Raw genomic sequence first — 25,044 nt, 5'->3', positions numbered from 1 at the left:
ATTCGCTCGAAACGAAAACGCCACAAAAGAACTCTGCCTCTCACTTTCTGGTCTAATTTCTTCCATGCCCTTTTCATCTGTCCTCGCGTCTTCCTGCCACGCTTCTACTTACGGGAACGTACCTGTAATGCTGGTATGAGGTTGTCAAAGTACACTGGCAAAATTTACCTGCCTATTAAATAGCCGACGAAAAACGCCATAATTATTCAATTTTTGATAAATTTTTTAATTTTTTTCTCAAACGGTTTCTTTTGGTATAAATCGTCTGTTCTGCCATTCCCATAATCTTAGCAACTTCTCTTCCAGAATATCCCCATGTACTGAGTAAGAGGATTTCCAGTGTCTGATGCTCCGTTTCTTTCAATAGTTCATAGATTCGCTTATCACCTATGTGATCCAGAAGCTCCTTTACATCCCTTGCAAACAGCTCGCTGTCCTTTTCTTTTATGGAATCCATATCCTGCATCGTTTCATCCAGATGTTCCCGGTATCTGCGCTCTTCCAGAAAGTCTTCCCTGTCCATCTGGCGCAGCTTTTGGATCTTCTCTTCTTCCATTCCCAGTTCACGCAATTTCTTTTCTTCCTGTTCTTTCCAATAATTCCACTTTCGTTCTTCACTTGTCTTGTTATAAGCCATTTATCTTTCCTCCGATCTGATTTTTGATATAGAAATCAAATCGGAGCATGGCGGTGACCGGATAGGTACGTTATAATGTTCGAAAAATGTCGAAGAAAAAAATGCTGCAACCTCTTCGATTACAGCACTTTTTTCCATCTTACGTGAATATTTCTTGTTGGTTCATAGGAGATTCCTTCTTTTTCTCATAATGAATAAAAGACTCTTGTCATCCATTATTTATTATAATTTTTCTACTATTACAATAGCTTTTTTAACAAGTTTTCTTGTCTTGGAGTTTAAAAGAAAGCTACCAGTTTTTTTCCTCTGATAGCTTTCCATTCATTCTTATTCTGTTGGGAACATCGCTGCTTCCAACTTATTCATCTCTGTATCCAAAAGACCATATTTTCCTGAGTTATCTTTTTCCACGGATACGTTTACAGTAACAGCTTTTCCATATCTGTTCTTTTCAAGACTCTTCTGGACACTTTCTGTTAATACAGCTGCAAAGACTTCCGGATCATTTCCATCCAATCCCTGCTTTATTTTTTCATTGCTTACCTCTGTAGAGCTTTGTTGCAATGTCTGAAATACATTGGATGGTTCAACTTGTACACTTACTGTATAGACTCCATCCTCTTCTTTCACATCTTGTACTTTGTATTTTGCCAGTTTCTTTACTTCTGTCAGTTTTTCCGCATAATCAGCAATTCCTTTATCCGTAATGTTATCGGAATCATCAAATTGCTGTTGGATACTCTCATTAAAATCCTCTTCGATTTCTTTCTTGGCATCTTTTTCCGAGATTTCTAACAGATTCGCATAGTCCTTATATTCTCCATGATAGTGTGCATCAAGAGAACTTTGGACGTAGGATTTGGCATCAAAGTCTGGTTGTCTGGAGCAAGCTGATAACAATATACATACTATAATTCCTATACTTATGCACAAAACACAATTCTTCTTTTGCATATTCTCTCCTTCACGCTTTATTTATCTTCAATTTTTATCGAAAATAACATTTTTAAATACTGTTCTATTGACTCCTTTTGAACTTTTCTTTCAATATTATATGGAATGCACATAAAAAACTCCACATAACCATTATCAATAAAACTCAGCAATACTTCTCCATTTTCTGTTAAAAAATGTACATATTTTTTATTACATTTACTTTCAAATTTAATATTCGACATTTGCTTGTATATTTTTTTGTAATGATTTTTTATGCTTACTTCATCTGTACAATCAGTTCCATCACCTATCAAAAAAGAAATATACAACTTATCATAATCTTCATTTCTATATGTCATATAAGAATCTGTATGACCATCACCAATATTTTTATAATGCTCATTTGGAATCGAATAACTAATTATTTTCCCCTCTAATGTTTCAAATCTTTCTGTTTCATCAATTCTAATTTCACATGGTTCAAACATTTTTTTTATAAACAAGCCCAATTCATAATCCGACATTTCTATAAAATTAATATAATCTTTTTCTTCCGTTTTTCGCGAATATCCCCCTCTATTATTCCGTTCCCATCTTCTAATTTCTAATTCATCTCCATTTTGTTTCAAATCAATTCTTTGATAATTCTTGGAAAATGTTGGAAAACTTTTATATTTTGTTTGTTTCCAAAAATTGTTTAATTGAGATTCGTCTACTTTTGGGGAACTTTCTGCAATTTTTATTCCTTTTCTAATTGCACAGCCTATCTTATCTATTGTTTCTTCAGCCATAATTTCAATTGTAGGTTCGATAGAAATATAACATCCCATAAACCTTTCAATGGCATTAGGCACAATTAAGAAACCATATTTTTGATTATAATATACAGAAATCATATCCGTTTTCTCCTCTCTATTACTTAAGGGGAATAAAATATTCCCCTTAAGCTATTTACTTTGCTATTATTTTCCTACTGTAATAATGAGTTTAACACCTTTATCAATACCATGTTTTGTAGCATTATTAACTGCATTTATCTGAGCTTCGCTTAATGTTACATTTGGAACAACTACTTGTAATTGTCTACCCACTATTTCTTCCGCATTAACAAATTTACCATTAAATGTTTCTCCTATAAATCCTGAAACTTTATTAATGTCCTTGACAATTACCTTTTCCAATTTATTACCATTTTGATAAGTCTTTGCACCTAAGTCTCGGCTTTTAACACTAGTCACAACACCATTTTCTACTTTATCTATGGTCGGGAAATTGTGTCCCAAGTTATTTCCCATAGCTTTGTCAATAATATCTCCTCGCTCTAATGGTGGTTTTTCCCAAGTGCCTTCTGGCAATTTTGTTTCGGTTACTTCTGCAACTAATTTTTTAAACGATTTATCAATCCCATCATTATGGGTACTTCCTGCACTCCTTACTACATTCAAAAGTTTCCCAGCCCCATAACTAAGGCCACCCATAACGCCACCTGTCACTGCTCCTGCAATACCACCGACTAACGTATCTTTTGCTACTTGTTTCAGACTATTTCCAGACAAACCTGAATTCACTGCACTATATGAAGCTCCACCAATAGCTCCAATAACTGCTCCTGAAACCATCGCCGTTCCTAAGCCACCCATTGCTGGCAATGCTGCCAGAACTGCTCCTGCAGCCAAACCGCCTGTTGCAGCAACTACAAGACCAGAAACTGTAACCGCAGTTATACCAATGGCTACTTTTTTCACCGCATTCCAGTCTACTTTTCCAAGCTTATCTGTAATACGATTTGTTGTCGTACACATATGTCGTACCACTTCTGAGCGGATTTCTGCCGTTCTTTCTGAAACATAGGATTTGAAAGATGTATAAGTTTTTCCAATTTTCTGTACCCCATTGCTTACAGAACGAATAAACTGACTTCCTCTGGATGTGATCTTTTGATATGTACTGCTACTGGTTACACGATTTTTCACAGATTGATATGTCTGTTTTGCATGTTTAGCTGCATTTTTGGCAGTTTTTGCTACCCCCTTCACTGTGTTAACAATAGTTTTTGCTGCTTTCTTAGCTGTATTTACTACTGTTTTGACTACCTTTTTCGCAGTATTAACGATTTTCTTGCCGACACTCTTGACTGCTTTCGCTGCTTTTTTAGCTGTACTCTTAATCCTGCTCCACAATGAATGTCCTGTCGGATCACTGTAATTCAGCGGATTATTGGTCGTATAATCGTAGCGGTTTCTGGTCAATGGATTTTCTGTCGTTCCAAGGTCACTATCTTCAGTTGTAAAGGTTCCGTTCTCTGCGTTATAGTATCTTGCCCGCAGATACTGAAGTCCTGTTTTTACATTTGTGGACTCCCCATTGTAACCGTAGTAATTGACACCATCTGCTGTTCCTGATGTAAGGTTTCCATACGGATCATACTGATAACTGTTCGTCAGATTAGCTGTTTCGGTCAGGATTCCGGTCACACTGTTTCTTCCGTCATATAAATAATAACTGCTTTCTGTGGATTTATCAACGCTTATACGTTCTCCGATTCCACTTTCTCCATAAGTATAAGCCTGACGTACTTTCTCGTCTGCTCCATACTCTGCAAGGACTTCTGTATTCTCGCGATTGATATCGTTGATATACTCTGTCAGTGTGTATCCTTTGGCATTGGAACCGCCTTTTACCAGAGAGGCAAGCTGCTCTTTCGGGCTGTTTCCATCTTCGGTACGCTGGTTCGCCGGGATCAGGACTTCATCGCCATAGCAGTCTTCCCATTTATAGGTGTTATCAAGTTCGAATACCCGGTTGTTATCTCCATCGTACATGGCTGCCATCAGGACTGTTCCACCCTGTTTTACTACTGCCAAACGATTCTCTGCTGTGTATTCATAAGTAACCGGATCTGCACTGTTTGTCTTATCACATTCCTGGATCAGATTGCCATCTTTATCATAGCTGTAGGTTGTTCCCGGATCGCCCCAGATTTTTGCATTGGTGCGTTTGATGAGCTGGTTGGAATCGTTGTACTTATAGTTATATTTTGCTTTGCTGACACCATCCTCGATCTTCTCGTAAGAGGTCCGGTTTCCAATCTTGTCATAAGTATAATTATGGACTGTCTTTTTACCGCCCTCTGCTTTTTCTGTACAGCGTGTCAGTTCCCAGTTGTCATCGTATTCATAGGTACGTGTCGTCTGGATCTCTTTTTCCTGATGCTCACAGTCTGCTTTGTCTGTCTCTTTCTGTGTATCGCCCCAGTTGTACCAGTCTTCCCAGCTTGGCGTCTTTCTTGTTCCAGCTTCCAGTTCCGTAGCTGTTTCTCCAACTACATATCCCTGATCATTGTACTTGTACTCATAAGTACTGATTACTTTGCCGCAGGAACCACAGGTATTCACAATCTTTGTGATATGATCTTCTGCATCGTAAGATACTTCCGTCTTTGTTCCATTACTTCTAGTAACTTCTGTCACACGGTTCAGTGCATCATGCTTGTAAGTGGTTACTTTTCTATTACGGTCTGTCAGTTTTACCAGATTATCATTTAAGTCGTATTCATAGCTGATCTTTGTCCCATCCGGGTATACGATTGCCTGCAGATTATCTGCGTCATCATAAACGTAGCTGACATCCTTTTTCGAACCGCTTGTCACTTTGGTGATTCTTCCAAGTGCATCGTATTCGTAGCTGCTCTTGCCTGTCTGATCCTTCATGGATACCCGTTCCCCGGCACTGTTATATGCGTAGGTCACGTCCTTTTCGGATGTCTCGCCTTTTGCGTCCTGATAAGATTTCTCCAACAGGTCATTCAGTTTGTCGTAATCATACGTGGTTTTCTTGCCGCTTGCCTGTGTATGTCCGGTCAGTCTGCCTTTTTCATCATAGTCGAATTTCTCCGTTCTTCCTGCCGGATCTTTGATGGATGTCAGGTTGCCTTCTAAGTCATAAGTATAATTCGTTGTCTTATTTGCTGCATTGGTGAAGGTCACCAGGTTATCCATGTTGTCGTAACCATAAGTTGTTACACCGCCAAGGGCATCAGTTACTTTGGTCAGGTTGTCATTCTTGTCATATTCCAGATGGCTCTTTAATCCGGTCTTATCTGTAACAACCTGAATATTCCCATGTGCATCGTAATCAAATCCCGTTGTGAATCCACGCTTGTCTGTAATAGAAGTTACCCTGCTGTCCTTATCATAGGTATAGGATTCCTTCTGCCCCAGTGCATCGGTCTCTTCTGTTACACGGTTGTCTTTATCGTAGACTGTCTTTGCAACATAGCCCATCGGATCTGTTACAGATGTAACATTATAATTCTTATCATATCCATAGCTGGTCTTTCTTCCACCCGGTTTGGTGATCTCAGTAATATTTCCTGCCGGGTCGTAAGTGTAAGCAGTTATCTTACCAAGCGGATCAGCTGCAGAAGTCATCTGACCTGCCAGGTCATAACTGTAGGTATTGCTCCGTCCAAGCGGATCTGTCTCCTTCACCAGATTGCCATACTTATCATAAGAAAAGCTGGTTGTTCCATCCAGTGCATTGGTAGAAGACTTCATGTTATGGAGCTTATCGTAAGTATAAGTAGTGGTACTCTTTAAGCTGTCGCTTTCTTTTACCACGTTGTCCACTTTATCATAAGAGAAATTTTTAGTATAACCCAGTGGACTGGTCATACTCTTCAGACGTCCGGCTTTATCATAACTATAGGTATACTCTCCACCATTCGCCTGTGTCATCTTTGTGACATTGTCATTCAGGTCAACACTGTACTGTGTCTCATTTCCCTTTGCATCCGTTACAGAAATGACATTGCCATGCTTGTCGTAATCATATTTGGTAACTGCTCCCTTTGGAGAAATCTGTTCCGTCATGTTACTCAGGCTGTCATATTTGTATTCGGTAATGAGTCCCATCGGATCTTTTGATTTGGTAAGATTTCCAATGGCATCATAACGGTATTCATTTGTTTCTTTTAACGGAGAAGTCTCACCGATCTTGCGGTCCAGTTCATCATACTGGTAGGTTGTCGTATTTCCATTTCCGTCTGTCTGGGATACGAGATTGTCATTTTTATCGTAAGCATACTTGGTAACCGTACCGTTTTCATCGACAGATTCCGTCACATTATCATTTCCGTCATACTTAAAGGTGCTGGATGCTCCCAGTGGATTTGTCTGAGAAATAACCCGATCTTTCTTATCGTAAGCGTATTTATATGTGGCTTCCTCTTCTTCTGTCATGGATAACTGGTTGCCGACTTTATCGTAGGTAAAGGTTGTTTTATGACCTTCCGCATCCGTTACCGCTGTAATGCGGTCCATAACATCATATTCATAAGATGTGATACTTCCGTCTGCTTCAGTAAGTTTCAGGAGTCTGCCGTACTGATCGTACTTGTATGTTGCTGTCCTGCCAAGTTCATCGGTCTGTGTCAGTACATTTCCGGCACCATCATAAGTATAATCCATACTGTTTCCACCATTGTCGGAGGAATGGATCAGGTTGCCTGCTCCGTCATATTGATAGGTAATTACGAGTCCCTGTGCATCCGTACATTTTACAAGCTGTCCGATGGCATCGTACTCCATCAGCACCTTGTCCCCTGTCGGCAGTATTATGGATGTGTTATTTCCCTCTTTATCATACACATAACTATACGCATTGCCGAGGGCATCTGTCATCTTTGTGCTGTTGCCCTGTGAATCGTATTCGTAAGTGGTCTTTCCTTTCAGGGCATCCACCGTCTGTTCCAGATTGTCGGTGGAATCATATTTCATTGCTGTAATGTTGCCCTTTGCATCGCTTACCGATGTCATGTTTCCATTACCATCGTAAGTCATGGTACTGGTATTTCCATTTTCATCGGTAGAGGATACCAGATTTCCATTTAAGTCATACTTCATGGATACGGTATATCCAAGGGCATCTTTGGATGTAGTCAGATTTCCTGCCTTGTCGTAAGCATAAGTATCTGTTCTTCCCTCTTCATCGGTAGAAGATACCAGATTTCCTGCTTTATCATAAGTATATGTGGTAGTTCCACCTTCTGGGTTGGTTTCACTTAAGCGGTTTCCTGTATTATCGTAGGTATAAGTCCAGGTTCTTCCACTGTCATCTGATTTTGATACCAGATTGTCTGCCGCATCATAAGTATAAGTGGTAACTGCACCTAATTCATCTGTCTCTTTAGCGAGTCTTCCGCAGTTATCATATTCCTTGGAATGGCTGCTTCCATCTCCATAAGTAATCTTGGTTTCATTTCCTAATGCGTCATATTCATATTTGGTTATATTACCAACTGCATCTTTGGACTGAAGCACCTGTCCAAGGGAATCAAACTTGGATACGGTTGCATTTCCATTTCCATCGGTATATTTTTTCAGATTTCCTGCTTTGTCATATTCATAGAGCTTTGTTCCAAAATCTTTATTACTCTCTTCTATGACACGTCCCATGCTGTCATACTTATAAGTAATTGTATTTCCTTTTGCATCGGTTGCTTTGACCTGCTGATAATTCTTATCATAAACGTAGCTGATCTGATTTCCTTTCGGATCTGTACCACTGGTCATGTTGTACATCTTATCATAAGTATAAGTGGTGGTATTCCCCAGTGCGTCAGTACTTGCTGTAATATTTCCCACACCATCCAGCGTATAAGCGGTCACACCGCCATCGGCTGCTGTCTTGGAAGTCAGATTGCCATTCGCATCGTAACTGTTCGAGGTTACATTTCCAAGTGGATCTGTCATGGTAACTGCACGATTCATCGCGTCATACGTGAATCCCCATGCTGCTCCATTTCCATCCACATATCCGGTCATGTTCGGTCCGTCATACGAATACGTTGTTGTGACACCTCTGCCGTCTGTCTGGGATACCATACGATGTTTGTCATCGTAAGTATAGGTAATGGCTGTTCCATCCGGTTTTGTAGATGTGACCATATTTCCATTACCGTCATAACTGTAAGTAACCGTTGCTCCGTTATATCCAGTTGCACTGGTCAGCTTATTCTGCTCATTATAAGTATAAGAGGCTGTCTTTCCATCCTCTCTTGTCTCCGTTGCTACATTGCCAAATGCATCATAAGTGTAAGTTTTTGTTCCGGCTGCTGTCGTTTCGGAAGCAAGCTGATTCTCTGCATTATAAGTCTTTTCACAGGTTGTTCCATCCGGATATTCAATGGATGTTGTGCGGTACTGATCATCATAATGATAAACGGTCTTATTTCCTTCGTTATCCGTTGTTGTAGTAGAACTCTTTCCGTACTTGAAAGTTGCCGTTCCTTTTTCTGCATCAGTCTGCTCTACAACTCTTCCTTCTTTATCGTAAGTATTCTTTACAACCGTATTGCCATTCTCATCTTTCCAGCTTGTCATACGGCTGTCATCATCATATTTGTACTCTTTTGTTGTTCCATTCGGATCTGTTACAGATATCAGATTTCCCTGCTCATCATATTTGTAAGAAACTTTTCCACCATCTGGAAGAGACAGTTCCTTGATATGCCCGAATTTATCCTGTTTTACCCCGAATGTTTTTCCGGATGGTGTTGTAATCTTACTCAGATTATAATCATCGTCATAATCTAATACTGTCTTAAATCCATTCACATCCGTTACATAACGTAAAATTCCATATTTATCAAATGACCAGACGCTCTGATCCGCATCTGTCAGTTCCCATCCGATGTAGTCATGGTCTGTATCTTTATAGCTGACTGCTTTTAAATCATATACATAACCATCCGGAGTAGTGTAGCTTCCATCTTCATTCTTATCAAAGATCAGATAACTTCCGTCCCCTCTCATATACAGAAGACTTCCGTCCTCCATTTGAGAAAGTGACTGGTCATAGTTAAAGCTCCATCCACGTCCGAACATGGAATGCTGGTCTGTTCCTTTGGAATTGTAGCTTCTTGTAATGGAGAATTCTCCATTCAGTTCATTCATCGTCGCATCGGACTGATCCATGTAGAAGTTACCAGTATTTAAGTTGACTGGTTCAAATCCAAATTCACAGTGCAGGCCTCTTCCCATCAATGCTCCGTCAATCCGCATCTTATCCTGATCGGTAAGCGGTGCAGGACTATATGGAACATTTGTCTGTGGGTTACGGATAAAGATCGTGTTATTTGCGACTACCAGTGCGTCCATAACCTGATTGTCTTTCATAATGTTCTTAAGCGGAACACCATAATATTTTGCAATCTTCGGGAATGTATCAAACTGCTTCACTTCATAGATCACAAAGCTGTCACTGGTCACTTCTTTTCCTGTTTCCAGCTTTCCATCAATCTCTTTCGATGCTTTTGCTTTGATCTTATAAAGCTTGTCCTTCGTCAGCCCTGAATACAGTGCACTCTGCCAGTTGGAATCTTTGCTGTAATACTTATTCGCCTCCGGGAACTGCTTATTGTATTCAGTACTGTCTGGATAGGAATACAATGGTTTTGCATCTGTTTCGTGATGTTCTTCATTTTCCTCATCTGGAAGCAGATAATATTCTACTGTAGATTTGCTCTTTGCAATTCCGTCTGCAAATACGGCATCAAACTTCAGCTTTCCATTTGTATTCTTTTCTGTCATCGGGCGAAGCAGGATCGTTGTTTCATCCAGTGACATATCTCGCAGATATGGATCTTCAGCCGGTGACCACTGGATGCTGAGTTTCGGTCCATAAACGGATGCCCTGTTATTCAGTACCTCACACTGCATAGAAGCTCCAAGGTTATTTGCCTCGGCAATGGCTACCAGTGCAAATCCGTTATTCGCATGAGTTCCCTGCACCCAGTCATTGACCAGATCTTTGACGTCATAATTGATATAGCTGTTCCTGCTGGTACTTGCATTCTGTACATCCTGAAACGTAAGATTTACTGGTTTTGTTTTCCATGTGATGGAGGTGTTCCACGACTGATCTACACGATAAAGTCCAAACTGGGATGCACCACCACTGTATGCAGTTTTCTGACTGACTGCAAATGTTGCACTGTCAATTTTGGAATCTTTCGGAATCTGACTAAAATTTGAATTTACTTTGATATAAGTCCGGCAGTTCTGGTGTGCAGTACCAAATCCTGCAAGGTTCCCAGACTTAATACCATCATCAAATCCGACATACGGATAATTGTTGTCACCAATCTGACTGGTAGGACTTCCCTCTTCCACACCGATCATGTTAAAGGAACTCTTCTGAATCTCTACTGGTGTCGGATCGATCCTGACCGGATACTGACGTTCTTCTGCCGAAAGCCAATCCCTATCTGGTTTTACGGTCAGGATTGTTTTTCCATCTTCTTCCCGAAGTTCCAATGTGATCAGGAAACTGATTTCCCCGGCAGCATCTTCCATTGATGGCGTCTCCAGAAGATACTTCGCATCTTTGATTGTCTTCCCTTCCGGATAGATATAGACCTGATTGTCTTTTACTTCTGCCTGATACCCCGGAATCTGCAGCTCGTATTCATAGACTTCCCTGTCTGTTGGCTGCTGAAGTACGATATCTTCCTTAATGCTGGAATCCAGTACTGTATACTGAACATCTGCGCCCTCGTAAACTTCATTATAAAGGATCGCATTGTCTTTAATAACGGAATGTGTATAATCTCCATCTACCGGAATGATCCCGATTCTGGTCTTTCCATTTTCAATCGTTACACCATTCTCTTCTGACATCTGTTCCGGAAGAAGGATAGCATAATCGTTTGCCTTGTTCTGATAAACTTCTGTTTTCTCTTCCTTTTCTTCAGTTGCCACTACACTGCTGGCTTCCTGTGCTTCTTCGGATGCCGGAGTATCTGCTTCTTCTGGTTTTACAAGTGTATTATCAACCAGCTCGGTATCTCCATCCTCATTCTTATAAGTTCCGACATAACCTCCATAAACGGTTGTATACTGCTTGTCCCCTGTCTTATAAGTCTTGGAAATGGCATCATAATCAATCAGTTCACCTTCCGGTTCTTCTGGAATCGGATAGTAATCCTGTGGTTCTTTCAACTCCACTTCTTTTTCCTGCGGATTTTCTTCTGTTTCTTCCGCTGGAGTTGTCTGTTCTTCCTGCGTCTCTGTATCTTCTGATGGCGTCGTTTCATTTTGTACGTCCGCATCAGACTGCTGACTCTTATCTTGTTCTCCAGATGTGGAATCTGTAATCCCTGCTTCCTCTTCCGTCAAAGCCTCTGGTCTGGAGAAATCTGCATTCTTCTGTACATCCTCAATGGCCTCTTTTGCCTGTACAAAAATAGGCTCTGTTCCCTGTAGTGCCATCAGGAGTGCAAGTACTAAGGCTATAGCCGACTTTCGAAACCTCTTCATAGTCTCTTTCTCCCTCTTGTAATCTTTTTCTATAATTCCTTTACAAAATAACCGCTACCCTCCTTTTTTCTGACTTTGGCACTACTATAATCTAAAAAATCACAAAATTTTCATAAATGGTAAAAATGCCCCTTGAGGTGGCAAAAATAGACGAAATCGGTCGAAAAAAATAGTAAGACACCATCGCCTTACTATTTTTCATCTAATTTCATATATAATAATATTTTCACTTGAAAGGATTTCTCCGTATGGCAGATCTCCATCTGACCATGATATTTTTCTACTACGAGTTTCACATTTTGTAATCCTATTCCATGTCCTTCTTTCCTGCTTTTCGTTGTCAGATAAATTCCATTCCGCACTTTTGGTGTATCTTTTATGCTATTCTCAATCTGGATATTCATGATTCCTTTTCCATAATACATCTGAAACGATAATCTCCTTTCATCTGAAGCTGCTGTCCCACGAATAGCATTATCCATAAGATTTCCCACTATTATACTTATATCAAATAATTCTTCCCCTATATGATTCGGTATTTCTACAGAAATCTCCGGATTTTCAATTACTGATTTCGAATCTTCCAAAATATAATTCAGCAGATTATTCATATTACGGTTTTCTGTATATAAATGATGACATAAGGCTGTTCCGGCTATATTCTCCATTTGTTTCAGATACGATAGAATCTCTTCATTTCCTCCCGTTTTTGCCATTGCCCCTATTGTTGTAAGATGGTGCTTGTAATCATGATGTATCTTATTCAGCCTGTCCTGTGATTTCATCATCATCTCCAGTTCTTTTGCATACTGGCTCATCTGAATTTTCATCTCTTCCTGTTTTGCTGTTTCAATATAACTTTTCTGAACCTCATCGTGCAGATAGAAAATAAACACATTGATAAACAGTAAGAATAATACAATCGTAGACCGCACACCTCTTCTGTCTGGCAGCAATATCCTGATACAGACTATAATGCTGATCACCGGGACAGAAAGCATAGCAAGCCAATGACGGTTCTTTATATAATAACTTCTCTTTACACCTACTTTTCTTTCAATAATGACTTCCAGTAAAAAGAATATAAAATTTCCCATTACAATAGTTCCCGGTCCCATGTGATGATGCACCGGATTTCTTGCTACCGCATACCGTTGAAAGAACACGATTGGAATCCCATCACATAAAATTCCCATAATATATACCATAAGTGTATTCCAGACATGATGTTGCCAGTCTGCCTGATATGCCACTGTTATAATTAACAGAGCTATCAGCTCAAAGATCAGATCTCCGTACATCGTTCCCCACTGCATGCTTCCCCAGCATGAAAGCAGATATGCACAAAAATATGCAAATAGCTTTTGTGTATCCTCATTTTTTGGATACAGGATGGTATTGTAACGGAACACAGTATAAATCCAGAATAATTTACTTGTCAGATAAGTGATCAAATGGATATTCATAATCTTTTCTTCTCCGTTTGTAATAGTCTTTCCCTGACCTTCTTGCGATTTGCTTTACTGATACTGAGACGTGTCTTGTCTTTCATAACCACGTTGTCATATTCGTAATGCTCCACGTGTTCCATATTGATGAGATAGGACTTGTGAATCAGTAAGAAATATTCTTCTGTTACATCCGCTACATCCTTTAATTTTCCTCGATATTCATATTCTTTTTCCGATGTCACGATATGTACTCTTTTTCCCAGACTATAAAAATACAGGATCTTGTCATAAGAAATCTTGTGGATTCCTTTTGTATCCGTATATTCAAATATTTTCTTCCGTTCTTTTAACAGTTCCCGTAATTCACCTATCACCCAGAAAAGTTCTTCCTCTCGGATTGGCTTTACAAGAAAATCAAATGGATGAATACGGAATAATTTCATAGCATATTCCTGATATGTTGAAATATAGGTAATCCGCAGTTCTTTTCCATAATTTTTCTTTCGTATCTCCGTTCCGATATCAATTCCATTCTCATGTTCCAGACAAATATCAAGGAATAACATATCGTAGGATTCTTCTTCCAGCCTGTTAAGAAGCTGCTCCGCAGAATAGTATATTTCTATAGATATCTGACAGTCATTCGCTTTCCCATAATGGAGCAGCTTCTGTTCTAACCAATTACATAGGATGATGTCATCATCACAGATTGCAAGTTCTAGCATATTTTCTTACCCTCAGTCTTTCGTAACACGACAAATGGGGAAAAGAATCCCCTTCAATTCTTTTCCCGAATGGACATCACTAATTTTGTGTCATTTTTCCGATGCAACAGCACCACTTCCTTTGCTGTCTTATTTTGTCCTCTATATAATAAACACTTGAACAAGAAAAAACTGTCGCCATTTTATAATTTATTTATATTTTTTATGTTTTATTTATATTTTATCCAAATATTACAGCGATAACTAATAATGTCACCCCCTGCATTATTCTTTTTATTTTTAGCGTCATTTGATAAAACATCAACGTTTTTGATGGCAAAAAGGGAACCTGCAAAACCAGATTCCCTTTAAAATACATGCTCTTCTCTAAAAGGATGATAAATCCACCATCCTCTGCTTATTTTTAAAAACTTTTTCCTTTTTTACAATACTTATAAATATTAAATGGTTTTTCTTTTTTTTCAAATAAAATCCCTGTTGTTTTAATAATTTTTATAAGTTCATCCGACTCCATATCTGTCGTTTTAAATATAAATATTTTCTTTTCATTTGTTATGAAAAAAAAGAAGTTTTTATATAAGAACATTCTATCAATATTTTTAAATTCATAAATTTGATCTTCATCTATTTTAATTGCGTTTTCATCGATATCCACCGTTTCATATCCTGATCTACCCCAGACAAATTCATGAACATTTTTTTCAAAATTTTTACCAATCATTTGATACCAAATAATCCAAGCCACACAAGCCACACAAGTTCCAATCCCTATTCCAAACATCAAATAACTTTCCGACAGATAACAATTAATCGACAGTAAAAATTCTACAGGTGTAAAAATATAGATAATCATTCTACTTTTCTGTCTTGTTTTAAATAATTGATTAGGAATTATAAACCCAAGCGAAAGCATTCTTTCTAATTCTTCCCTATCCTCATCTGACACAATTGATTTAATATGCATTCTTCTTAATCCCCCTTTTGCCAGAGGTCCTCTTTATAAAATCGAACCTCTGGCCATTGTCTCTTTTATTCTTTTACAATTTACAGCGCTTGAATCAACAAACCAAAAACAGTACCTGCTCCAGCTGAAAATAAAGCAATAATTGACGGAATTGCATTTACAACTAATGCACCCGCAAGAACTAATATTACGGCTCCTGCCAGTATATTACTATGCTCTTTTGTGAATTCTACAACATTAAATTCAAGACCACTATTAGAATTTAATGTCATTGTAAAAATCAAAGCAACCGATATTGTCCACTCTTTTTCCTCTTCTGGCAGCAAATCTGATGTACTAAATACAATGGAAAACTCTACACTATTGGCAAAAACATTATTTATTTCAAAAGCAATATTACCAGATTTAACCGATAAAGCAATTTTTTCTATCGTATTTCCAAAGTTATCTGCTCCCTCTATACCTGTATCTGATAAATTTGATGAAATCTCCATAATTTGATTTTTGCAAGTTTGTGTCAATTCTCCATCATTTCCTATATCCACTTTTATATTATAAATTTTACCAGTTGAACTTTCAAGCGATGTGGATATTTTAGTAGAAATATCAATTGCTCCTTGAGGACTCATCATTGTTCCCAGTGAAATTTCCTTATCATACTCCACACCCACATCCATAATTTTATTCAGATAACCAAGCGGCTCCATTACATTATAGACATATTGATTTCGTGCTATTTTTACCTTTGCCCGAAGATTTTCTTGCGCTATTTCCTCATCTGTTTTTGTCGATACGGCATCGAACTTTTTAAATCCAGTATCTCTCCCTGAATATGCATCTTTATCCAGTGGGAACGAAGGTGATGAAGAAAATGAGTTCAACTCACAAAATTGATCAAATGCCCAGTTCTTCGGCATCGAATATCCCAAATTACAGCTAAATCCAGTTGACATATCTGCCACAAATGATTTACTTGCCAATCCTGCTTCATAAACTTTAGTACATACATATCTTGGTGCATAAATGCCGACTTTATAATTTTTATCATTTGTCGAACTGAAAAAGATCATGTGAATCTGTTCAAAATAAGGTATAATAAATGTATCAATCTGATATGAATAACAATCAAAATCCACTGCAAAGTATATAGTCGTTCCACTTGGTATACCGATTCTCTCGGCTGCTAAAATTGCTGTCTGTGCATCAACACTTCCCTGGGACGGATCCTTAAAATAGTTTAATTCATATCCTCCATCCTGATATATCGGGAATACCGATAATCCTGCATTTTCAATGTTTTTCACTTCTGTTGATGTCAAATATTTCGGTGTATGTTCTTTTCCAACAGAACCTGTCAGATAACGTCCTACATGAGTATACCCTGCATTTTTTATATCTAATGCCTGTTGTTTATTTAATACTGTTGCACAGTCACACGCTTTTGCTGCCCTGTTTGTATCGCCTTTACTCGTAAGCAATGATTTCATAGTAGAAACATTTACTTTTCCTTTTGTTACAAGTCCAATTCCTGTCAGACCATAAAACTCCTGAAATTCTGACACCTTTGACTCTGTAGTCGAATCAAACACGCCATCGAATCTTCCCGGATTATATCCGTTAAAATATAGTCCGTATTGAGCAATCTTATTAAATGGAACATATTTCGTCGAGTTCTGTCCGTTCTGTAATGTACCCGGAAACGCATTTGTTGTTGCATCGCCAAAATTAACTGAATTCAAATCTGTAATTAATTCAGTTGTAACTCCTTCAGCCGCCTGCAATGCACCAACTAAAGACAAAATTGTCTGTCTTGAGGCAATTCCATCACAAGGTCCAACACCAATAACATCTGACCAGTCACTATTTAATTGCTGTTGAATAAGAACAATATTGGAATCCCCACCAGAAACCTTTGTAAACCAGTTTAGGGATAACAATCCAGACCAAACTTTCCAATCAATTTTGCCCGTAACTTCCAGTCCTGCATTTTCCTGCATCTTTTTAACTGCATTTACTCCTGATGTATAATAAATTCCAGTAATTCCTCCAGCAGCATATCCTTTGCAAAACAGAGCACACTGAATCAAGCATACATTAACCTGCGGAGTATCATTCGGATCCATTTTTGTAATAATGGCTAACTTCTTCATGGTATTAATAGTAAGTGGTCCAACCGTTCCTGTAATCGTTGAGATTCCATTCTGAATCTGAAATGCACGAATGATTCCCTGCATCACGGCTGTTCCGGTCTTTCCATCTTCATCCAGTTTTACCCAATCCTTATGTCCACCAAACATCGCATTTAAATATTTTTGTGCTGCTTTTACATTCTGATCACTCATATTCACTACCTCCTAATTCAAGTCAATTATAAAGATTTCTAACTCTTTATATGTCTATCACTAAAAGTTACAATAACAATTTATCAATCAACTGTGCCTATTTTGTGACTATTTTCCAAAGCATTCATTAACTTCCTTATAAAATCCTTAACAAATTATGAAAGAAACCATCAATTTATCACCCCATATCCCATGATTGAGGCATAATCCACCGCATAGTTCCTCTGTCGCACCTGATCACTGGAGTTTCCTTCCACTGTGTAGACTCTTCCACCTTCACATTTTTCCACGATTCCTACATGGTCCGAATTTCCATCATGATCCCAGTCGAAGAAAATAATCATTCCGGCTGATGGAGTTGTTCCACCACTCTGCCATTTGTTCTTTCCCTGAAACCAGGTAACACCGGAACTACACAATGAGAACTTCGGAACTTTTCCACTTTCGATTAAGCCACTTTGATCGGCACACCATGACACGAAACAAGCACACCATTCTACATGACTGTCAAATCCATACCAGCTCCAGAACTTCTGGCCACCGCTGTTCCCGATCTGCCCCATTGCTACCGATACAATCTGCTGACTTCCAAACAAACCAGCAAACAGGCTGCCACCGGAATAATACCGCATCACATGGGGAACGTATTCGGGATCTCCATAGCTGCTCCATCCATGCGAAGCTGCCTGCTCCTGTGAAAATTGTAAAGCATTGGCTTCTGTGTATCCGCCTCTTTGCAATGCCCATCCTATGTACCCGTTTCCATAGTTATATCCCTGCCATGCAAGTTTTAACTTGTCCATATCCTGTGGGCTGCTACATCCTGCCTGACTGATACAGTCTGCAAAGGTCTGTACTCCCACCTCTATCGAATAATTCGGATCGGTAATAGAACCGGGGCTGTGTGAAAACCTTGTATTGTACGGACTTTCCGAACACTGCATCGGATCTGTTCCTCTTCCCCCGGATTCCTGCATCATAATCGCCTGTATCGCAGACACATATTCCGGAATGCCATATTGGGATGCGTACTGCTGTATCACCGAAGTATAAGCCAGCACCTCATCACTTAGAGATTCGGAGTTTTCCGAACTACTGCTGAAGGCTGCTCCTGCAATGATTCCTGCAATCAGAATAAATACCAGAAGAAATGCACCGCCTCCGGCAGCAATCCATTTTCCCATTTTTTCAAGAGCTACTACCCCTTTTTGAATCGCTGCTGTAATTCCCTGTACGGATAACTTTGAGCCTTTTCCTGTTACCTGAAGGACTGCTTTTCCACTTTCTGCCGATGCCTGTGCTGACTTTCTTGCCATCTGGGCTGCTCTTGCTTTCTGCATCGCCTGAAGACTTTTTTCCATCTGCTGTTTCTGCATGGATGCCTGTGTCTTTATTTTTTCTTGAGACAGACCGGATACTTTTACCACTCTCGGTGCTGCTTTCACCTGCCGTTTACCATTCTCCTTGGCAAGTGCTGCCTGCTCCGGTTTCAACTTGATTAATTTCTTTCCGCTTTCTGCCCCCTGCTCCATTGCTTCTTCGGCAGCTTTCGCTTCTTCCTGTCTGCTTTTTCTTTCCTTTATCTTCCTGTAGGTCACTCCAGCAAGTTTTTTTCCACCTTGATATGTGGTTTTCCCTATACTTTTTCCTGCCACACTCGCCGCTCTGTACTGTACGGATTCTATTTTTTCAGTTCCATACTGTGTTGGGGATTCTGACTGCCCACTGCTTTTTTCATGTAGTTCCCTTGGCTTTTCTTTTGCTTCCAGAACCGCTGAGCGAACCAGTTCTTTCGGAAGTCGGGCAGCCGGATTTCGAATCTTCGGATTCTTATCCCTTACCCGTTCCTTGATATCTTTCATCCGGTCACCCTCTTTCCGTATCTCTTATCTCATCGGGCAACATCCCGATGTTTCTTTTTTTCCTGCTGTTTCTGCAACTGCTCCACCTGTCTGATTGCCTCATTTACCAGTGGATGTTCGTTGTAATATGGCACAAGTTCCAAGTCTCCCCTGTCTTTTGATGACAACGGTAATGGATATTCCATGTCTGAATAAATTGATTCTGGATCATGAATAGAAAACTCAATAGCCGGACACATATTGGCAGATGTTCTACAATATTTCTGGTACTTTTTATATGCCTCTTCCAGCGTTCTGCATTTTGTATATTCTCCTAAATCATGGAACTCACCGCACTCTGCAGCATAAAAAGTTATCGTTACTTCTTCTTTTTTCTTCATTATGATTCTCCCGGTTTTGTTGTCATTAGTTTATAAAGGTCTGTATTCTTTGGGAACGTATTCTCAAATGGTACGATATTCCCAGAGCAACGGATTAGGCCACTGCCAACCGATACATTTGTAATATAGGACAGTTGGTTTTCGGAAATATTCAAAAGAGCTGCCAATTCTTCCCTGTCTGTACTTGCCTGATTCAAAAGAATCAAAAACTCACTGTTTGCCAACATCAGTCTTGCAGTGTCCGATTTCAGAAGTTCCTCAACATTTTGGGTTAAACCTGTCACGAATCCATTGTATTTTCTGATTCTCTTGTACAGTCGGTAGAAGAAATTTGCACTGTATTCATAGCGGAATAACAGATAGAACTCATCGGCAAATATCCATGTCGTTTTTCCTTCTTTCCAGTTCTGAATTACCCTGTTGAAAATACTGTCTAAGGTAACCAGCATTCCCAGTGGCATAAGCTGTTCCCCCAGTTCCCGGATATCATAATCCATGATCCTGTTCTTCTTATTCACATTGGTCGGCTGTGCAAAGGTGTTCAGGCTTCCATTGATAAAAAGTTCGGATGACAGTGCAAGTCCCCTTGCCTCTTCTTCCGGCTGTAACATCAACTGTCGGTACATATCTTTCAATGTCGGAACTTCTCCGGTATAACCACTTCGGATATAATCCCGGTACACATCTGCAGCACAGCGGTCCAGGATTGACTTTTCTTTTGCTGACAGGTTTCCTGCTCCAACCAACTGTTCAAATACAGACAGAATAAACTCCGATTTTTCAATCAGTGGATTCTTTTCATTGCCGTAGGCTGCGTCCATATCCATTGCATTCAGGTGATTGTCTGATGTCGCAGATACTTTTACAACCTGTCCACCCAGAGCCTCTACTAATTTTGTGAATTCGGACTCCGGATCAAGAATCAGGATATCGTCATCGGTACTCAATGCCAGATGCACAATCTCTTCTTTTGCCGAAAAGCTCTTTCCTGATCCACTGACGCCCAACCGGAAACTGTTTCCATTCATCAGTTTCTTCCGGTCGGCTACCAGAAGGTTCTTGCTGACTGCATTCTGCCCATAATAGATACCGCCCGGCTGCAGGATTTCCTGTGTATGGAACGGGATTAAAACAGCCGTTGATTCCGTTGTCAATGTACGCAGGGCATTGATCTTTCGCAGTCCGTAAGGAAGCACTGTATTGAGTCCGTCCACTTGCTGCCACTTTAATGTTGCCATCTGGCACAGATGCTTTCTTGCTATCGACAATAATAATTCCGTATCGGAATCCAACTGTTTTTTACTGTCTGCCAGATGTACCATTGTCAAAATTCCGAACATCATACGCTGGTCTCTGGTTGTCAGATCATCGAGCATTTCCTTGGTTTCTTTTCTCTGAAGTTCCATATCGTATGGTACGATTGCCGAGAAGTTATTATTAGCGTTCTGCCTTCTCTGCCAGTTGGTCACGTTGGTTTCCACACCAAGCAGTCGGTTCTGGATTTCCCTTACCGCTTCATCCGTAGGGACTGGCAGGATATCAATCGACAATATCAGATTCCGGCTGAAGTCACACAGTTCTGAAATCATGTCATCTTTAACATAACTTGCATAATCCTGCATATACAGGACTCTTCCGTACCTGTCACCGATTTTAAAATGGTCACGTTCAAATTCCATAGAATCCGGACACATCCAGTCCTTGAAACTTGTTCCCTTCTTGGCAAATTGTTTCAGATCAAACGGAAATGCCTGTGGGACATCTCCCTTGAAGAAGTCCCTGAAAATCTGGAGCCGGCTCTCTGCGTCCAGTCCTTCTGCTGTGGACGATAACTTTGCCAGATGTGTTACGATGTCTGTTCCGATACGTGCAAAATAGGTTCTTGCATCGTCAATCGATCTTTTATGTACACTGACAGTCAGATACCGTTCCTGATAGATGCTGTTGTTTGTTCCTGTAATCTTAGACAGGAGCATTTCGTTGTATTCTTCCCGATAGTGGTCCAGTCCATCTTCCTTCATTGGAAGCAGGATTGATTTTTCAAATTCTTCTTTATTGATTCTCCGGTTATTGATGGTAATTTTGGCAGAAATGCCGGAATCCAGTGAATTTAAGAGTTCGGAATAATCCAGAAACATTTCTGTCTTATTGTCCTTACTCGCAATATAATAGTTGATATCTGTAAAACGATATGTTTTTGAGAATTTCGTTCCCTGTTGAAAAATTCCATCCGGCCAGATTCGCTGGATGGGAATTGCCTGTTGGACTGATTTCGGAACTTTGAAGCGTTCCTTATCCATCCGAAGTGCCTGACTTAAGGTTTTAATCAAAGGCATCACTCCTTCCCTTGCGTTTCTTTCTCTGTTTTGCTTCTGCTCTTTGCTCCCGCTCTTTTATGATTTCCGCTCCATCCTTTTGATTCTTTTCTCCCAGCGAGATGGTCTCCTGCATGCAGGAGTAGTGGATATCTTCCGACTGAAACACCAGTTTCTTCGGATACAGCAATTCGGATTTGATCACTGCCCATAAAAACTGTTCGGCTGTCATACCATGATATTTGAAAAAGCCACAGGCAGCAAATGGAGTAGCACCAAGCACACACAGCCATCCGGTTATTTCCTGTCCGGTAATTTCACGCATTCCAAAGTAAATTCCGATTGCTGTAAGAATCGCAAGAACAGAACACACACATTGTCTCAGGTCCAGTCCCATAAACATGGATTCCTGATAGTCCCGGATTTCTTTATTCATCTTGACTTCCATAACTTATCGCTCCTTTCCTCTGCTTTGTTTCTTCGTTTTCTGTGGTTTTTCTTTCGGTACTTCTATCCCGGCAAATCTACAGTGTTCTGCAACGCCTTCCGGATCAAATTCCGCAAGTCTTGCTAGATCAAACGCTACCTTCTGATAGGTTGCATATCCTGATCTTCCTGTTTCATTCAACACTTTTCCTAGTTTATGTTCCTTGATAAAATGAAGCATATCCTTGGTAAAATCTCCTGTTATAAAAGCCTCATTTGGCTCTAAGAACTGATAGGGCAGATTAATGGTTACATCTCCAAAATCTTCCCATTCTCTCCCTTCCTTATGGCAGAGTCCTACATATAAATTTCCATTGTTCCGATAAGAGCTCACTCGTATTGCTACTGTCTCACGTCCAAATTCCCAGTTATATCTTAATGTTTTCTTTATATCCATATTTTTAACCTCCAAGTCCCATCATTTCTCTGACAATACGGTCAGATGCCTTAATTGCTCCAACCAGCACCAGTAAATTAAATACCAGTTCTCCGACATAGTTCCACACGATTGTAACTGCACTCAACTCCGTATCTCCGACAGCCGGAGGGCTTGCTGCATAAGCAGAAAAGATAATACATGCCAGTGCAATAATTGCCCCTTCCAGACATACGCCTACATAAGAACGGATAAAGTTCTTTCCAATGGACTGCGTGGGTTCTCCTGCAAATGAGGAAATCGGAATCGGGGCGATTGCCGTATACATATAGATTTTGAACATTCTGCCATACACTGTCAGGATCATTACAAATGACAATACAGTGATCAGCAGACTGCCAAGCAGTGTAACAATCCACAACGGAATGGATTCCAGCATTCCCACGCTCTCAATCTTATCTACAATCTCCGTTGGCAGTTCCGTCACGCTTCCTGCCATACTGGAGCCACTCATTACGGTTGTCACGATTCCCTGCACAATGGAAAACAGTGCCTGCATAAGTTCCATCCCGTATGTAATTGCTCCCTGAGCAAGTGCAAACCGGATAAATGCTTTTAGCACATGTTCCGGCTTTTTCAGATCTGTAAAACTGCCACACGTTTTAATGATTCCGGCTGCGAAAAATAATACCAGTAATCCATAAGCAATGGCTGTCAGTGCATCATTAATATTTACCATAATCCGCCAGATGCCGCCGCCCTTAAAAGTTGCCGGATTTTCGGTCAGCAGAGTCCACAGTTCTGCCATCTTTTCACTCCATGTGGATAGTGCTGAGTTTAGATTCTGTACAATCCAGTTATCACTCAAAAACTCTCACCTCCTTAAACATATTTTTGAATACAGGAGTACCTTCCGGCACTCCTGCTGTTTCCTGATATATTTTTTCAAAGAGGCTTACGCCATAATCAAATCGAGGATTTCTTTGGCGAACGTAATAATTACCCCTCCGGCCAGTGTCAGAAATCCATTTGCCCTCTGGCTTGGATCATGGCTTTTTAAAGACAGACCAACCTGCACAACACCAAATCCAAGCAAAATCAAACCGATCGCACGAATCAGAGAAAAAATAAAGGTAGACAGGTTATTGATAACGGACAACGGATCTCCGGCTGCGAATGCGGTCGTTGCTCCAACCGTTACGGTCAGTACCAGTGCCATATAAAGGCTCATCCACTTTTTCTGTTTTCTCCCCATCGGCATCGGGGTTATCATTTTTTCAGTTGTATTCTTTTTTGTTCTATTTTTTTCTCCTGTGAGAAGTTTCTTCAATACACATCACTCCAATCCATCAAAAAACTGCTATTCACCAAGGATGTCCTCGGTAGACAGCAGTTCGTAATCGTCTAATCTGTTAATGTCAATCTTTAGGTCGTCGTGAGCCAGTGGTGTTTTCGCATAATCATAAGGCGATGCACCACCGTCCTCTGTGTATCTGAAATTCACATGCTTTTTTAAATCATATTTATCGTCCATGATCGGACGCTCCCCACGAATAAACAAAATCGCTTTGCGGTTATCTAAAAGCCGTATTTCATCCGGTGTTAAAAGTTCCCTTCCTGTCTGCTGATAATTCACCGAATAGCTGCCGCTACGCCCTTTTGTCTGTCCGTAGGTATTGGTATCCAATGTCTCTTTTCCCAATAATTCCGAGACATACTTATGTCCTTCTTTTTCATTTCCACCCAGATATAAAAATTCATCGCAGTTGCCGATCAGACTCTCATACGAGTCTTTAAATAAGGCTTTCATCTGTGCAATGTTCTGGATGATGATACTGCAGGAAATCCCTCTGGAACGCATGGTTGCCAGAATCTTGTCAAAATCATCCGGCAAGGCTACGTTTGGCCATTCATCCATAATGCAGTGTACCGGAATCGGAAGCCTTCCTCCGTACTTCCGATCTGCCACATAATACAGTGTCTGAAACAGATTACTGTAAATCATGCCGACCAGATAATTCATGCTGGTGTCTGCATCCGGAATACAGCAAAACAGTGCTACTTTTTTCTCCCCAATACTGTATAAGTCCAGTTCGTCCGTACAGGTCAGGTTGGCGATTTGTTTCAGATTGAACGCTGCCAGACGGACACCAACCGATATCAAAATAGACTTTGCGGTCTTTCCAGAGACAAATTGTCAAGGACTTTTTCATCAAATTCAAAAAGAAGTTACATTTTGCGGACTTCCTCA

General features: G+C 40.0%; 15 protein-coding genes and 1 pseudogene. All 16 read right to left on the bottom strand.

The window, feature by feature from the left end:
• Positions 1-202: 202 nt before the first annotated feature.
• Positions 203-637, bottom strand: a complete 435-nt coding sequence (locus LI149_RS11465) for a hypothetical protein (protein WP_007886453.1) — start codon at positions 635-637, stop codon at positions 203-205.
• 327 nt (positions 638-964) lie between these two features.
• Entirely contained in the window at positions 965-1,591 is a 627-nt protein-coding gene (locus tag LI149_RS11460; protein WP_007884654.1) for a hypothetical protein, read from the bottom strand.
• 17 nt (positions 1,592-1,608) lie between these two features.
• Positions 1,609-2,469: a contact-dependent growth inhibition system immunity protein gene (locus tag LI149_RS11455; RefSeq protein WP_007884653.1), complete on the bottom strand. Its 861-nt coding sequence runs from the start codon at positions 2,467-2,469 to the stop codon at positions 1,609-1,611.
• Between the two features lie 66 nt (positions 2,470-2,535).
• Positions 2,536-11,892 carry a DNRLRE domain-containing protein gene (locus LI149_RS11450; RefSeq protein WP_227143371.1) on the bottom strand — a complete coding sequence of 3,119 codons (9,357 nt, stop codon included), beginning with the start codon at positions 11,890-11,892 and terminating at the stop codon, positions 2,536-2,538.
• A 191-nt stretch (positions 11,893-12,083) separates the two neighbouring features.
• Positions 12,084-13,358: a sensor histidine kinase gene (locus LI149_RS11445; protein WP_055215245.1), complete on the bottom strand. Its 1,275-nt coding sequence runs from the start codon at positions 13,356-13,358 to the stop codon at positions 12,084-12,086.
• Complete coding sequence (locus LI149_RS11440) at positions 13,355-14,068, bottom strand: LytTR family DNA-binding domain-containing protein (RefSeq protein WP_173686834.1); 714 nt, start codon at positions 14,066-14,068, stop codon at positions 13,355-13,357. The genes LI149_RS11445 and LI149_RS11440 overlap by 4 nt, the downstream gene beginning before the upstream one ends.
• A 403-nt stretch (positions 14,069-14,471) precedes the next feature.
• Complete coding sequence (locus tag LI149_RS11435; protein WP_006426967.1) at positions 14,472-15,032, bottom strand: hypothetical protein; 561 nt, start codon at positions 15,030-15,032, stop codon at positions 14,472-14,474.
• Positions 15,033-15,112: 80 nt separating this feature from the next.
• A complete protein-coding gene (locus tag LI149_RS11430; RefSeq protein ID WP_007884642.1) occupies positions 15,113-17,374 on the bottom strand; it encodes a glycoside hydrolase domain-containing protein in 2,262 nt (753 codons plus the stop codon).
• A gap of 170 nt (positions 17,375-17,544) precedes the next feature.
• Positions 17,545-19,236 (bottom strand): lysozyme family protein, encoded by a 1,692-nt coding sequence (locus tag LI149_RS11425; RefSeq protein WP_161143790.1) that lies wholly within the window; start codon positions 19,234-19,236, stop codon positions 17,545-17,547.
• A 29-nt stretch (positions 19,237-19,265) separates the two neighbouring features.
• Positions 19,266-19,616, bottom strand: a complete 351-nt coding sequence (locus LI149_RS11420; protein WP_006426970.1) for a hypothetical protein — start codon at positions 19,614-19,616, stop codon at positions 19,266-19,268.
• Positions 19,616-21,952: a VirB4-like conjugal transfer ATPase, CD1110 family gene (locus LI149_RS11415; RefSeq protein WP_007884641.1), complete on the bottom strand. Its 2,337-nt coding sequence runs from the start codon at positions 21,950-21,952 to the stop codon at positions 19,616-19,618. The genes LI149_RS11420 and LI149_RS11415 overlap by 1 nt, the downstream gene beginning before the upstream one ends.
• Positions 21,939-22,379 carry a PrgI family protein gene (locus tag LI149_RS11410; protein WP_007884640.1) on the bottom strand — a complete coding sequence of 147 codons (441 nt, stop codon included), beginning with the start codon at positions 22,377-22,379 and terminating at the stop codon, positions 21,939-21,941. The genes LI149_RS11415 and LI149_RS11410 overlap by 14 nt, the downstream gene beginning before the upstream one ends.
• A gap of 3 nt (positions 22,380-22,382) precedes the next feature.
• Positions 22,383-22,814, bottom strand: coding sequence for a DUF4313 domain-containing protein (locus LI149_RS11405; protein WP_007884639.1), 432 nt, complete (start codon positions 22,812-22,814; stop codon positions 22,383-22,385).
• Positions 22,815-22,818: 4 nt separating this feature from the next.
• Positions 22,819-23,661 (bottom strand): hypothetical protein, encoded by an 843-nt coding sequence (locus tag LI149_RS11400; RefSeq protein ID WP_172590441.1) that lies wholly within the window; start codon positions 23,659-23,661, stop codon positions 22,819-22,821.
• Positions 23,662-23,748: 87 nt separating this feature from the next.
• A complete protein-coding gene (locus tag LI149_RS11395; protein WP_044927371.1) occupies positions 23,749-24,066 on the bottom strand; it encodes a glutamyl-tRNA amidotransferase in 318 nt (105 codons plus the stop codon).
• Between the two features lie 189 nt (positions 24,067-24,255).
• Positions 24,256-24,987 (bottom strand): annotated as a pseudogene (locus LI149_RS11390) (VirD4-like conjugal transfer protein, CD1115 family); the annotation flags it as partial.
• Between the last annotated feature and the right edge of the window lie 57 nt (positions 24,988-25,044).

The sequence above is a fragment of the Dorea sp. 210702-DFI.3.17 genome, from assembly GCF_020560825.1.
GTDB classification, from domain to species: Bacteria; Bacillota; Clostridia; order Lachnospirales; family Lachnospiraceae; genus Dorea; species Dorea formicigenerans.
This window is presented reverse-complemented; position numbering and strand designations above follow the sequence as displayed.